This window comes from Actinomycetospora flava, assembly GCF_037400335.1.
Classification (GTDB): Bacteria; Actinomycetota; Actinomycetes; order Mycobacteriales; family Pseudonocardiaceae; genus Actinomycetospora; species Actinomycetospora flava.
Map to the genome: position 1 here is coordinate 703,803 of NZ_JBBEGM010000001.1, position 12,545 is coordinate 716,347.

Here is a 12,545-nt window from a genome sequence, read left to right on the forward strand (position 1 = left end):
CACCGTACGGGTCGCGGCCGGGCAGACCGGCCGCGGCGACGTCGCCCGACGAGCGAGGAGTGCTCATGACCGATCCCGACACGCCGACCAGTCTGACCGACGACACACCGTCGGGCCAAGAGGCCACTACCGCTGGGTACGGCGGTGACGCCGCCGACGCGCCCGATCCGCACGCCGTGAAGACCCCGGGCGACGACTCCCCCGCGGCGAAGGACAACAGCGCCTGGGTCACCGGTGACGAACCCATGACCGGGCCCCAGGCCAGCTACCTCGAGACCCTCGCCCACCAGGCGGGAGAGGCTCCGCCGTCCGGCCTCACCAAGGCGCAGGCCTCCGACGAGATCGAGCGCCTCCAGGGTTCGGTGACGCCCGGTGACGGGTCGGCCGGCGGCGGCGACGCCGACTCCCCGGATCTCTCCCGCCAGGAGCGTCCGACATCCGAATGGGTGACCGGGGACGAGCCGATGACCGGCCCCCAGGCCAGCTACCTGGAGACGCTCGCGCAGCAGGCGGGCGTCGAGCCGCCGACCGGGCTGACGAAGTCGCAGGCGTCGAGGGCGATCGACGACCTCCGCCAGAAGGCATCACCGCAGCAGGCCTCTTCTTGAGGCACGTCTGGCCCGCTCCGGGCGGCGCCGAGCTGGAACGCGACGACCTCATTGATCTGTACGCCTATCCCCCGGACCCCGACCGGCCCTGGGTCCGCGTGAACTTCGTCGCCAGCGCGGACGGTGCGGTCGCCGACACCGCCGGGGGCCTCTCCACCGGCCTGCACGCGCCCGGCGACCGCGAGGTGTTCGGCGTGCTGCGCGAGCTCGCCGACGTCGTGCTCGTCGGGGCGGGCACGGCGCGCGCCGAGCGCTACCGCGGGGCCCGCACCACCCCCGAGCGCCGGGAGCGCCGCGCGGCCCGGGGCCAGGCACCGGTGCCGCCGATCGCCGTCGTCAGCACCCGCGGCGACCTCGACCCCGGCGCCGGCCTGTTCACCGACACCTCCGTGCCGCCGCTGCTGCTCGTCGCCGCGACGCACGCGCGGGACACCGCGGCGCGGCTGGACCGGGCCGAGGTGGTCGCGGTCAGCGGGGACGACCCCACCGCCACCGACCCCGGCGCGGTGCTCGCCGCCCTCGCCGCGCGGGGCCTGCGCCGCGTGCTCTGCGAGGGCGGCCCGGCGCTGTTCGGGGCGCTGCTCGCCACCGGGCACGTCGACGAGCTCTGCCTCAGCATCGCGCCCCAGCTGGCCGGCGGCGGCGTCGAGCGGATCGTCGGCGGCCCGCCGCTCGACGGCCCGCGGCCCCTGACGCTGGCCTCGGTCCTCGCCCACGACGACGGGCTGCTGCTGCGCTACCGCACGGCACCCTCCACGACGCCTTGACCGGCAGAGGAAGGTGACCCCGGCCACTTCTGTCGTCTTTTCGGGTGACAGCGCATGACGTTCCGGCGGCGGCCGTGTCCTACGGGTACCGGGTCGGCAACCGGGCCGCCCGGTCCTTGACGTGACACGACCCCAGCGCACCAGGAGCGCCACACCATGACGCAGAGCCCCAGCACCGCCACCGGCTCCGAGGCCGCAGCCGTGTCGAGCGGACGGACCGGGGGCGCGACCCCCGCCCGCCTCGCCGACGACACGGGGCAGGGCAAGACCACCATCGCCTCGGGCGTGGTCCAGAAGATCGCCGGCATCGCCGCCCGTGACGTCTCGGGCGTGTACTCGATGGGCGGCGGCGTCTCGCGCGCCTTCGGCGCCATCCGCGAGCGCATCCCCGGCGGCAGCGGCACCTCGCAGGCCGCCGGCGTCCAGGTCGAGGTCGGCGAGAAGCAGGCCGCGATCGACCTCGACATCGTCGTCGAGTACGGCGCCGGCATCGTCGAGCTCGCCCGCGCCGTGCGCCGCAACGTCATCGCCGCCGTCGAGCAGATGACCGGCCTCGAGGTGATCGAGGTCAACATCGCCGTGAACGACATCCACATGCCCGGTGACGACGACGACGACAACGGCGAGGCGGCGCCGAGCCAGCCGTCGACGCGCGTCGAGTGAGCACGCCCCGTCCCACCGGCACGCGGCCCCCGGGGGCCGCGCTGGCCCCGGGGTCGCCGGAGGCCCCGGGCCTCGGGCCCCTGCCGGAGCGGATCGCCGAGGAGCTGCTCGCCCACCCCGCGGTGGCGGCGCTCTCCGGCGGCCCGTTCGGCACGGTGGCGAGCTACCTGCCCGGGCGCCGCCTGCCCGGCATCGTGCTCGGCGACGCCGAGGAGCCCGACCGGATCGCCGTGGTCCTGTACTACGGCGCGCCGGTGGAGGCGACCGCGGCGCAGCTGCGCCGGATCGTCGCCGCGGCGTCCGGCAACCGGCGCGTCGACGTCACGGTCGTCGACGTGGAGATGCCGGCATGAGCGGGCCCGCCCCGGCGGACGCCGCCGTCGCGGCGCGGGCGGCGCGGCGGGCGTTCGTCCGTGCGCACCACCCCGACCGCGGCGGCGACCCGGTCGCCTTCCGGGAGGGCCTGGCGGCGCACGGCGCCGCCGGGCGCCCGCCGGGGCCGGGCGCCGACGACCCCCGGCTCGACGCCCCGATCGTCGTCGTCCCCGACGGCCGTCTCGCCCGGCTCGGGCGGTTCGGTCGCCGCCTGGCCCGCCGGTACGACCCGCGCCGCGGCAGCGCCCGCGTGCAGTAGTCGTGCTGCAGCCGGCCGTGCTGCAGTCCCGTCCCGCCGACCGCGCGGGACGACATTCTTCGTGGAGGTAGTGGTCATGAGCGCCACCCGCGCCGGCATGTTCGTCGGCCTCATCCTGGGTGTGGCGGCCGCCGCCGGCGGTCTCCAGGGCTTCTTCATCGCCCTGGTCCTCGGCGTCCTGGGCTTCGTCGTCGGGCGTGTGCTCGACGGCGAGCTCGACGTCAACCAGTTCGTCGGGCGCGGCCGCGACAAATGAGCTCCCCGACCGACGTCACCGCGCCGACCGGCATGCCCACGGTCGACCTCGTCCCGCAGGCCGTCGACGAGTCCGCCGACGAGGCCGCCGAGCGGGGTCGCCTGGACGTGTCGCTGTCGGTGGTCCGCAAGATCGCGGAGTACGCCGCGGACCACACGGCGGGCACCGTGCGCACCCAGCGCCGCCTGGCCGGGCTGGACCTCGGCGAGTCCGGGACCAGCGCGAAGGTCTCGGGCTACGGCGAGCAGGTCGACCTGCGCCTGGAGGTCCCGCTGGCCTACCCGGCGCGGATCGCCGACAGCGCCGCCGCCGTGCGCGACACCGTCCGCGAGCGGGTGCAGGCGCTCACGCCGTACCGCGTGCGCTCGCTCGACATCGGCGTCTCCGCGCTGACCGATCCCGATCTCCGGGCGCCCACCCGGACCCCCGCCTCCCGGACGGAGTGAGAAGTGCGCCTGCTCCTGCGCGTGCTCGCGCCGCTGTTCGGCCTGCTGGTCGCCGTCGCCGGCCTCGCCCTCGTGGTCGAGACCGTGACGGCCTGGGTCGCGCCCTCCTCGAGTCCGCTGGTCGTGCCGTGGCCGGCGTGGCGCACCGCGGTCGAGGGCCTGACCTGGCAGTCCGGGTCGGTCCGTGTCGCCGCGGTCGTCGTCGGCGTGATCGGGCTGTTCGTGCTGCTCATCGCCCTGCTGGCCCGCCGGCACGACGTGTTCCTCGCCGACCCGGTCCCCGAGGTCACGGTCACCACCTCGCCGCGCTCGCTGGCCCGCGCCGTGGGCCACGAGGTCCGCTCGCACGACGACGTCGTCTCGGCGTCCGTGGTCGCGTCGTCCTCGAAGATCACCGTCAAGGCCGCGACCCTCGACCCCGCCGAAGGGGTCCGCGCGGCGGTCCGCGACCGCGTCGAGCAGATGCTCGTCCGCCTGCCGCTGGCGCGGCGCCCGCGCGTCGCGGTGTCGGTCACCACCACCAAGGGGGTCAAGTGAGCCGCCGCTCCCGCAAGGCCGTCGCCCGGTCCGCCGGGGGCGACCGCACCCTGACCACCCTGCTCGGCCTCGTCCTCGTCGCCGCGTCGGTGCTCGCGCTGCTCGTGAGCTACGGCGTCTTCGGGAGCAACCGCGCGGGGCGCCCGCTGATCGACCCGATCGCGGTGTCCTGGGTGTCGACCCACGTCTCCGCGACCCGCTGGATCGCGATCGGCGCGGGCCTGGTGCTGTTCCTCGTCGGCATCTGGTGGACGCTGCGCTCCCTGCGCCCCGAGCCGCGGCCCGACGTCTCGCTCTCCGAGCTGCCCGGCGAGCGGCTCACGGTCGAGCACGCGGCGATCTCCGACGCCGTGCGCCACGACGCCGAGACCATCGACGGCGTGAGCCGGGCCCGCGTCCGGCTCGTCGGGACCCCGCAGAAGCCCGCGCTGCGCATCGCGCTGACGCTGGTCGAGGGCACCGACGTCCGCGACGTGTGGGCCGACCTCGACGGCCGGGTCCTCGCCCGCGCCCGGGAGGCGTTCGCGGTGTCGGCGCTGCCCACGGCCGTGCGCCTGGAGCTGGACGCCAGCGCCTCGCCGACGCCGGCGCGGGTGGAGTAGCTACCGTGCGGTCAGCACCTCGGCCAGGTCGAACCGCACCGGCCGGTCGAGCTGCTCGAACGTGCAGGACTCGGGGTCGCGGTCCGGGCGCCAGCGCTTGAACTGCGCGGTGTGCCGGAAGCGGACGCCCTCCATGTGGTCGTACTTGACCTCGACGACGCGCTCCGGGCGCAGCGGCACGAACGACAGGTCCTTCTGCGCGTTCCAGCGGCTGTGCTCGGCCTCGCGCGGGGTGCGGGTGCCCTCCTCCTGCGCCGCCCAGGCCCAGGGGTGGCCCTCGAACGAGGTCACGAGGGGCTGGAGCTCGGTGAACAGCTCCTTGCGCTTCGCCATCGGGAACGCGCCGATCACGCCGATGCTCTGCAGCGAGCCGTCGTCGGTGTAGAGGCCGAGCAGCAGCGAGCCCAGGGCGTCGGGGCCGGACTTGTGGACCCGGTAGCCGGCGACGACGCAGTCGGCGGTGCGCTCGTGCTTGATCTTGCTCATGACGCGCTTGTCGGGCTGGTAGGTCAGGTCCGCCTTCTTGGCGATGAGCCCGTCGAGCCCGGCGCCCTCGAACTGCTCGAACCACCCCGTGGCCGTGTCGAGGTCCTCGGTCATCGGCGTCAGGTGCAGGTCGGGGCGTTCGAGGCCGCCGACCACCTCCGCCAGGCGGGCCCGGCGCTCGCTGAAGGGGCGGGACGTGAGGTCGTCGTCGCCGAGGGCCAGGAGGTCGAAGGCGACGAAGTGCGCCGGGGTCTCGACGGACAGCTTCTTCACCCGCGAGGCGGCCGGGTGCACGCGCTGCAGCAGGGCCTCGAAGTCCAGCCCGGTGCCCTCGGCGTCGACCACGACGATCTCCCCGTCGACGACGCACCGGGGCGGGAGCGCGTCCCGGACGGCCTCGACGAGCTCGGGGAAGTAGCGGGTCATCGGCTTCTCGTTGCGGCTGCCGATCTCGACCTCGTCGCCGTCGCGGAACACCACGGACCGGAAGCCGTCCCACTTGGGTTCGTAGAGCTGCCCGGCGGGGATCTCCGGGACGGCCTTGGCCAGCATCGGGGCGACGGGCGGCATGACGGGCAGGTCCACGGGAGGCATCATCCCGCCCCCTCACCGAGACGCCACCCGTGGCCGTCAGACTCGCAAGGGTCGACGTGTGTAGATCATGAGGAGCGTGGCGTGCCCGGACCCCTGCGAGGCGTGCTCGTCCTCGTGCTGGGCGCCGCCCTGCTGGGCGGGTGCGCGGTCGGGCCGTCGCAGCGGCCGCCGATCGCCACGATCGTCGACGAGCCGCCGAGCGCGGAGCCGGCGCCGGAGGGGTCCGCACCGGGCCCGGCGCCCTCGCTGCTCCCGCCGCTGCTCCCGGCCCCGGCGGCCGGGGCCGGGTTCACCGACTGCACCGCGGAGATCCGGGCGACGCTCGCCCCCACCGACCTCGGCGGCCGGGACCTGCGCTTCGGCTGCCAGAGCGTCGCGGTCGGCGGCGGCGGCTCGTCGCGCACGGAGGTGGGCGTGCTGCAGGTCAGCATCGGCCCGCTGCCGCCGGGCGGCCCGATCCCGATCGCGGTGGTCGGCGAGGCGGGCGGCCCCACGGGCAGCGACCGCGCGATCCGGCTCGCCGCGACGGCCCCGGAGCCGGTGCTCGCGGGCACCGCGCTCTACGGCGTGGACCTGCGCGGCACCGGCAACTCCGAGCCCGTCGACTGCATCACGCCCTCGGTGCGCGAGGCGCTGGTCGACGCCGACCCGGTGGCGGCCGACCCCGGCGCGCTCGCCGGGCTGCGGGACGCCGCCGCCGCGGCCGCCCGCACGTGCACCCAGGTGCTCGAGAACGCCCTCACCGACTTCCGCACCGCCGTCGACGCCGAGGACCTCGAGGAGGTCCGGGCGAGCCTGAGCGTCGACCGGATGCACGTGGTGGGCGTGGGCGAGGGCGCCGGGGTGGCCGCGACGTGGGCGCGGCGCTACCCGGCGGCGGTCGGCCGCACGGTGCTCGACGGGGCCCCGGACGCGACGACGTCGTTCTCCCAGCGTGGCCGCGAGCGCGCCACCGCCGCGCGGGAGGCCCTCGACACCTTCGCGGCCGACTGCACCGCCCGCCCCGATTGTCCGCTCGGCCCCGATCCCGCCGGCGCCGTCACCGGCATCCTCACCAACCTCCACACGGCGCCCCTGACCGCGCCGGGCGGGCGGCGCGTCACCGACGGCACCGCCACCCGCGCGCTCGTCGCCGGGCTGGGCGAGCCGTCGACGTGGCCCGCGCTCGCCGCCGCGATCGCCGCGGCCGGCCAGGGCAACCCGACCGGCGTGCTCGACCTGCTCGCGCCGGAGGAGACCGACGGCGGCGGGTTCGACGCCGGCATCCTCCAGACCTGCAACGACACGATCGAGCGACCCACGCTCGACCAGGTCGCCCGGGACGCGGGCCAGGCGCGGGGTGCCGACCCGGTGTTCGGGGCGTACTTCGCGCACGACGCGCTGCTGTGCAGCTCGTGGCCGGTGCCGACCGAGGTCCCGCCGCCGGGCGGGGCCGCCGGGCCGCCGTCGCTGGTGCTCGGCACGCGGGGCGACCCGATCACCCCGCTGCCGGGCAGCGAGCGCGCCGCGAACCAGCTCGGGTCCGCCAGCCTCGTGACCTGGCTCGGCGCGGGACACGGCGCCTTCCCCGCCACCCCGTGCATCCGCACCGCCGTCGCCGGCTACCTGCGCGACGGCACCCTGCCCCAGCAGGGCACGGTCTGCCCGCCGTGATCTTTGTCCGGTGCGTCCGGAGAGCCGCGAGCGGCGGTTCTGCGTAGCCTGCGCCCCGTGCAGCTTCCCCGCCTGGTCGACGCGGCGCTCGACCGTCTGGTCGTCCCCGGTTACTCCCGCCTGGGGTACGCGGCGCGGCGCGCCGGCTGGAACACGCTGCGGGCCGGCAGCCTCGAGGGACGGACGGTCCTCGTCACCGGCGCCTCGGGCGGGCTCGGCGCCGCCACCGCGCGCGGGCTCGTGGCGCTCGGCGCCCGGGTCGAGCTCGTGGTGCGCGACCGCACGCGCGGCGAGCAGGCGCGCGCCACCCTGCGCGCCGAGCACCCGGACGCCGTCGTGGACGTCGCCGTGTGCGACGTGTCGTCGCTCGCCGACGTGCGCCGCTACGCCGCGGAGGTCCGCGACCGCGAGGCGGCGGTGCACGGGCTCGTGCACAACGCCGGCGTGATGCCGCCGGAGCGCACCGAGACCGCCGAGGGGCACGAGCTCGCCCTCGCGACGCACGTGCTCGGGCCGTTCCTCCTGACCCGCGAGCTGCGCCCCGTGCTGCGGGCCGGGGCGTCGCCGACCTCGCCGTCGCGGGTCGTGTTCGTCTCCTCCGGCGGGATGTACACCGCGTCGCTGCCCACCGACGACCCCGAGTTCCGCGCCGGCACCTACTCCGGCGGCGCGGCCTACGCGCGCACGAAGCGCATGCAGGTGGTGCTCGCCGAGCTGCTCGCCGACGACCTCGCGAGCGACGGCATCGTCGTCCACAGCATGCACCCGGGCTGGGCCGACACCCCCGGCGTCGCGAGCTCGATGCCCGGGTTCCGCCGCGTCACCGGTCCCCTGCTGCGCACCGACGAGCAGGGTGCCGACACGGCCGTCTGGCTCCAGGCCGCCGCCGAGGCGGGGCACAGCACCGGGGTGTTCTGGCACGACCGGGCCCCGCGCCCGACCCACTATCTCCCGCGGGGCGCCGAGACACCCCAGGCGCGGGCCGCCCTGTGGACGCTGTGCGTGGACGCGACGTCGTGAGCACCACGTGGAAGCGCCGGGGGCTCGGCGAGGTCACCACCGCCGCCCCGTCCGACGCGCTCGCCCTGACCCCCGAGCGCCGGGCCCTGCAGCAGACCGCGCGGACCTTCGCCATGGAGGAGGTCCTGCCGGTCGCCGACGAGCTCGACCCCCGGCGCGAGGACATCCCCGCCTCGCTGCTCGACCGCCTCGGCGAGCTCGGGTTCTTCGGGCTCCTGGTGGACGCCGAGCACGGCGGGCAGGGCCTCGGGGTGTTCGAGTACTGCCTCGTCTCCGAGGAGCTCGCCCGCGCGTGGATGAGCGTCGGCAGCATCATCGCCCGGGGCAACGGCACCGGCTGCGCCTCGCCCGACCCGCAGCGCCGGGCCGAGCTGCTGCGCGCGAGCGCGGCGGGCGACTGGGTCGGGGCGATCGCGTTCTCCGAGCCGCACGCGGGCTCCGACCTCGCGGGAGTGGAGTGCACGGCGCGCCGGGTGGACGACGGCTGGGTCGTCGAGGGGACCAAGCGGTGGGTGGGCCACGCGCTGTCGGCCGACTTCCTGCACCTGCTGGCCCGGACGCGCCCGCCGGGTGAGGGCGAGAGCCGCTCCGACGGCCTCGAGCTGTTCCTCGTCCCCAAGGAGCGCGGGAGCTTTCCGGACGGCGTCACCGGCACGCCGATCGACAAGATCGGCTACTTCGGGCTGACGACCTGGGAGCTGCAGCTCGACGGGCTGCGGCTGCCCGCCGAGGCCCTGCAGGACACCGGGCAGGCCGAGGGCCAGGGCTTCAAGGACAGCCTGCGCTGGCTCGGCACCGCCCGGGTGCAGACCGCGGCCCGCGCCGTGGGGCTCGCCCGCGGGGCGCTGGAGGACGCGGTGGCCTACAGCCGGCGCCGCGAGCAGTTCGGCCACCCGATCGCCGACCAGCAGGCCCTGCGCCACAAGCTCGCCGACATGGCCGCGGCCGTCGACGCCGCCCGCACACTGTGGTGGCACGCGGCCTGGCTGCTCGACGAGGGCGCGCCGGGCGGCGACGTGGCGGCGTCGTCGGCCAAGCTGTTCGCCTCCGAGACGGCCGAGCGCGTCACGAGCGACGCGCTGCAGATCTTCGGCGGCAACGGCTACACCACGGAGCACTCGGTCGAGCGCTACTGGCGTGACGCCCGCCTGACGACGATCTTCGAGGGCACCTCGGAGATCCAACGGAAGATCATTTCGGACACGCTGCTGCGCTGAGGGCCGTCCGGCGGGAGATCCGTTCACCCGGATGCCACGGCTGTCGTTCACCCACGCGGACGTGCGACGACGGACGTTGCCGACCGTTCACCCGCCGACCGTGCCGGACGGACCGTTCGTGTCGTTGGTGGTCGACCTCTCCGGTGATCGGCGCGCACGGTGGGGACACGGTGTCGGGGCGTGACCGCGTCGTGACCGAGAGGTCGCCGCGCGGACCTCCCCGACACGCGACGACCGGGGCGGGGGACGGGGAACCATGAGGGACGCAGTGGAGTTCGCGCGGGCGGTGCACCCGGCGCGCGTCGACGAGAGCCAGCGGATACGGCACGAGGCCCGGGACTGGCTGGCCGGGCTCGACATCGACCAGGAGGCGCGCGAGCGCGTCCTGACCGCGGTGTCGGAGGCCGTCGAGAACGCGTGCGAGCACGCCTATCCGGGCGAGACCGAGGGCACGGTGGAGCTGACGCTCTGGTGCGAGGTGGACGCGATCAACGTCCGCGTCACCGATCGGGGGCAGTGGTCCGAGGGCTCCGAACCGGCGGCGCCGGGGTCGCACGCGCGGCGCGGGCGCGGCTTCGTGCTCATGCACCGCAGCGTCGACAGTGTCGCGATCCGGCACACGGCCGACGGGACGACGGTGGCGCTGCGACAGCTGCGGGAGCCGGCGCCCTGACGTCGCTGACTAGGTGCGGGTCATCCCGGTGAGCACCTGGTCGAAGAAGCCGAGCAGCTCCTCGCGCAGCGCGGGGTGCTGCTCGGGGGGCGCCTGGCCCAGGAGCTGGCCCGCGCTCGAGAGCATGCCGAGCACGAGCGTGGGATAGGACGCGCCGGGCGGGCGCACGAGGCTCCCCTCGCGGGCCAGCCCGTCCAGCACCCGGGCGATGAAGGCGTAGGCGTAGTCGCGCTCGCACTCGCGCCAGCGCTCCCACCCGAGCGCCAGCGGGCCGTCGCGGAAGACGATCCGGCCGTAGCGCGGCTCGCTGCAGGCCTCGAGGAAGGTCGCGAGCGCGGTCCGGGCGCCGGTGAGCAGGTCCGGGGCGTCCTCGAGCGCCTGCGCCAGCCGCTCGTGCACCTCGGTCTCGCGGGCGGAGAAGACGGCCTCGAACAGGGCGGCCTTGCCGGCGAAGTGGTGGTAGACGGCGCCCTTGGTCATGCCGGCGACGGCGGCCACGTCGTCGATGGAGGTCTCGGCGAACCCGCGCTCGGCGAACAGCGCGGTGGCCGCCTCCACCAGCCCGGCCCGGGTCGCGGCCGTGGCCTCGGCACGGGGGGACGTCACGCGGGGCACGGCTGCACAGTACGGCCCCTACGGTGTGCTGATGGCCGAGTCCCGTCCCGTCCTGCGCGTGCTGGGTCACGTGTCGTCGCCGCTGCTCGACCGGTCCGACGCGCCGCGCCAGGGCGACGAGGGCGGTCCCGACGCCGTCGTGCGCCTCGACCCCGACCTCGTCCCCGCCGTGGCCGACCTCGCCGTCGGCGACCTCGTCCTGCTGATCACCTGGCTCGACCGCGGCGACCGCTCCGTGCTCCGCGTGCACCCGCGCAACGACCCCTCGCTGCCCGAGACCGGCGTGTTCGCCACCCGCTCCCCCGACCGCCCCAACCCCCTCGGACTACACGAGGTGCGAGTGCTGGCGATCGACGGCACGGACCTGCGCGTGTCGGACCTGGAGGCGGTCGACGGCACGCCGGTGGTCGACATCAAGCCGGTCCTCGGCCGAATCGGCGAGCGCTGCCACAACCCCCGCGCGTAGCTCGCAGGGTCAAGATCCCGACCAGTGGCGCGAATGTCTCGCTGAGCGGAGCATTCGCTCCACGAATCCCGATCTTGCCGATCCGGTGACGCCAGGGACTACAACAGCACGTCGTCCACGTGCACGAGCACGGCCACCGGCTCCAGGCCCGTCGACGCCCGGATCCCGCCGGCGACGACCGCCCGGATGCGGGCGCCGAGGGCGACGAGGTCCTCGCCGAGATCCGCGGCCAGGGTGATCGAGACGACGGTCGACGAGCCCGCCACGCCCGCGGTCACCGCGGGACCGCCGATCATGCTCGTCTCCGGTCCCCCGCCCGCGGCGACGAGCCTGCTGAGCGCCACCCGCACGCCCGGCACACGCGAGGCGAGGTGCCGCGCCAGCGACTCGACCGCGTGCGCGCTGATCCGCGTCCGGCCGCGGACGTCGGAGATGCTGCCGAACTCCGGGTCGGCGGCCACCCCGCGGATGCGGCGCAGCGCCTCGTCGAGCAGGCCCTCGGGCGCCCGCGGGCGGTGGTCGGCGACGGCCCGGACCGGCGCCCACAACCGGTCGAACTCGGCGAGCGCCGCCTGGCAGTAGGGGCACTCCTGCTGGTGGGCGTCCCGGCGGTCCCCCGCCCCGTCCGCGACCTGCGCGACGAGCGCGTCGGTGTCGCGCCCGCAGGGCAGCCGGGCGTCGGTGGTGGTCATGTCCAGTCCTTCATCTCGGACATCAGGGTGGCGCGGGCCCGGGCCAGCCGCCCGCGGACCGTGGCCTCGCTGGTCTTGGTGACCACCGCCGCCTCGCGGTACGACAGCCCCTCGAGCTGCACCAGGACCAGGGACACCCGCTGATCCTCGGGCAGCCCGCTGATCGCCCGCAGCCCGGCCTGCAGCTCCTCGCCCGCGAGCACCCGGCTCTCCGGGCCCGCCACGCACGGGTGGTCGACGTCGGCGAGCTCGTCGTGGGGCCGCTGGCTGCGGCGGTGGTTGAGGCAGCGGTTGACGACGACCCGGTAGAGCCAGGTCGTGAACGCGGACGTGCCCGCGAAGCCCGACATCGCCGTCCAGAGCTGGATGACGACCTCCTGCGCGACGTCGTCGGCGTCGGCGGGACTGCCGAGCATCCGCAGCGCGATCCGGTAGATCCGGTCGCGGTGCCGGCGCACCAGTTCCTCGTAGGCGCCCCGGTCGCCCGCGCGGGCGCGACCCACCAGCCAGCGGTCGGCCTCGTCGTCGAAGCCGGCCGAGGCCCGGGTCCCCCCCGGGCCGGGCTCCTGCCCCGGCGCGCTCACGCCGCTGAGCTTCCCACGGTCGGCGGGGCCCA

The 12,545-nt window shown here is 75.8% G+C and carries 18 protein-coding genes; 14 read left to right on the top strand and 4 right to left on the bottom strand.

The window, feature by feature from the left end; genetic code table 11:
• The first annotated feature begins 65 nt into the window (after nt 1–65).
• The 9 genes from WCD58_RS03415 to amaP all read left to right on the top strand — a co-directional run bounded on the left by WCD58_RS03415 (nt 66) and on the right by amaP (nt 4,513).
• Nucleotides 66–608 (top strand): DUF3072 domain-containing protein, encoded by a 543-nt coding sequence (locus WCD58_RS03415; RefSeq protein WP_337699493.1) that lies wholly within the window; start codon nt 66–68, stop codon nt 606–608.
• Nucleotides 605–1,375, top strand: a complete 771-nt coding sequence (locus WCD58_RS03420) for a pyrimidine reductase family protein (RefSeq protein WP_337699495.1) — start codon at nt 605–607, stop codon at nt 1,373–1,375. The genes WCD58_RS03415 and WCD58_RS03420 overlap by 4 nt, the downstream gene beginning before the upstream one ends.
• A gap of 156 nt (nt 1,376–1,531) precedes the next feature.
• On the top strand, nt 1,532–2,038 hold the full coding sequence (locus WCD58_RS03425) for an Asp23/Gls24 family envelope stress response protein (RefSeq protein WP_337699497.1): 507 nt from the start codon (nt 1,532–1,534) through the stop codon (nt 2,036–2,038).
• On the top strand, nt 2,035–2,391 hold the full coding sequence (locus tag WCD58_RS03430) for a hypothetical protein (protein ID WP_337699499.1): 357 nt from the start codon (nt 2,035–2,037) through the stop codon (nt 2,389–2,391). Before WCD58_RS03425 ends, WCD58_RS03430 begins: the two co-directional genes overlap by 4 nt.
• Complete coding sequence (locus tag WCD58_RS03435; protein WP_337699501.1) at nt 2,388–2,672, top strand: hypothetical protein; 285 nt, start codon at nt 2,388–2,390, stop codon at nt 2,670–2,672. Before WCD58_RS03430 ends, WCD58_RS03435 begins: the two co-directional genes overlap by 4 nt.
• Nucleotides 2,673–2,748: 76 nt before the next feature.
• Complete coding sequence (locus WCD58_RS03440) at nt 2,749–2,928, top strand: hypothetical protein (RefSeq protein ID WP_133825242.1); 180 nt, start codon at nt 2,749–2,751, stop codon at nt 2,926–2,928.
• Nucleotides 2,925–3,374, top strand: a complete 450-nt coding sequence (locus tag WCD58_RS03445; RefSeq protein WP_337699507.1) for an Asp23/Gls24 family envelope stress response protein — start codon at nt 2,925–2,927, stop codon at nt 3,372–3,374. The genes WCD58_RS03440 and WCD58_RS03445 overlap by 4 nt, the downstream gene beginning before the upstream one ends.
• Before the next feature lie 3 nt (nt 3,375–3,377).
• Nucleotides 3,378–3,911 (top strand): DUF6286 domain-containing protein, encoded by a 534-nt coding sequence (locus WCD58_RS03450; protein ID WP_337699509.1) that lies wholly within the window; start codon nt 3,378–3,380, stop codon nt 3,909–3,911.
• Complete coding sequence (gene amaP / locus WCD58_RS03455) at nt 3,908–4,513, top strand: alkaline shock response membrane anchor protein AmaP (RefSeq protein ID WP_337699511.1); 606 nt, start codon at nt 3,908–3,910, stop codon at nt 4,511–4,513. The genes WCD58_RS03450 and amaP overlap by 4 nt, the downstream gene beginning before the upstream one ends.
• On the opposite strand, the gene WCD58_RS03460 is transcribed toward amaP, so the two are convergent.
• Nucleotides 4,514–5,584 carry an ATP-dependent DNA ligase gene (locus tag WCD58_RS03460; RefSeq protein WP_337699513.1) on the bottom strand — a complete coding sequence of 357 codons (1,071 nt, stop codon included), beginning with the start codon at nt 5,582–5,584 and terminating at the stop codon, nt 4,514–4,516.
• A gap of 90 nt (nt 5,585–5,674) precedes the next feature.
• Between WCD58_RS03460 and WCD58_RS03465 the strand changes: the two genes are divergently transcribed.
• From WCD58_RS03465 to WCD58_RS03480, 4 genes are all read left to right on the top strand, one after another.
• The gene (locus WCD58_RS03465) at nt 5,675–7,246 is read left to right on the top strand and encodes an alpha/beta hydrolase (RefSeq protein ID WP_337699514.1); all 1,572 of its coding nucleotides are present in this window, start codon (nt 5,675–5,677) and stop codon (nt 7,244–7,246) included.
• Nucleotides 7,247–7,303: 57 nt separating this feature from the next.
• Nucleotides 7,304–8,266: an SDR family NAD(P)-dependent oxidoreductase gene (locus tag WCD58_RS03470; protein WP_337699516.1), complete on the top strand. Its 963-nt coding sequence runs from the start codon at nt 7,304–7,306 to the stop codon at nt 8,264–8,266.
• On the top strand, nt 8,263–9,483 hold the full coding sequence (locus tag WCD58_RS03475) for an acyl-CoA dehydrogenase family protein (protein WP_337699519.1): 1,221 nt from the start codon (nt 8,263–8,265) through the stop codon (nt 9,481–9,483). The genes WCD58_RS03470 and WCD58_RS03475 overlap by 4 nt, the downstream gene beginning before the upstream one ends.
• A 256-nt stretch (nt 9,484–9,739) precedes the next feature.
• Entirely contained in the window at nt 9,740–10,156 is a 417-nt protein-coding gene (locus WCD58_RS03480; RefSeq protein WP_337699521.1) for an ATP-binding protein, read from the top strand.
• Nucleotides 10,157–10,165: 9 nt separating this feature from the next.
• Here the strand turns inward: WCD58_RS03480 and WCD58_RS03485 are convergent, their stop codons facing one another.
• Nucleotides 10,166–10,771 (bottom strand): TetR/AcrR family transcriptional regulator, encoded by a 606-nt coding sequence (locus WCD58_RS03485; protein WP_337699523.1) that lies wholly within the window; start codon nt 10,769–10,771, stop codon nt 10,166–10,168.
• Between the two features lie 31 nt (nt 10,772–10,802).
• Here WCD58_RS03485 and tsaA point away from each other — a divergent pair, with 31 nt between their 5' ends.
• The gene (gene tsaA / locus WCD58_RS03490; RefSeq protein ID WP_337699526.1) at nt 10,803–11,237 is read left to right on the top strand and encodes a tRNA (N6-threonylcarbamoyladenosine(37)-N6)-methyltransferase TrmO; all 435 of its coding nucleotides are present in this window, start codon (nt 10,803–10,805) and stop codon (nt 11,235–11,237) included.
• 98 nt (nt 11,238–11,335) lie between these two features.
• On the opposite strand, the gene WCD58_RS03495 is transcribed toward tsaA, so the two are convergent.
• Both WCD58_RS03495 and WCD58_RS03500 read right to left on the bottom strand, forming a co-directional pair.
• A complete protein-coding gene (locus tag WCD58_RS03495) occupies nt 11,336–11,929 on the bottom strand; it encodes a hypothetical protein (protein ID WP_337699528.1) in 594 nt (197 codons plus the stop codon).
• On the bottom strand, nt 11,926–12,513 hold the full coding sequence (locus tag WCD58_RS03500) for an RNA polymerase sigma factor (RefSeq protein ID WP_337699530.1): 588 nt from the start codon (nt 12,511–12,513) through the stop codon (nt 11,926–11,928). The genes WCD58_RS03495 and WCD58_RS03500 overlap by 4 nt, the downstream gene beginning before the upstream one ends.
• Nucleotides 12,514–12,545 lie beyond the last annotated feature (32 nt).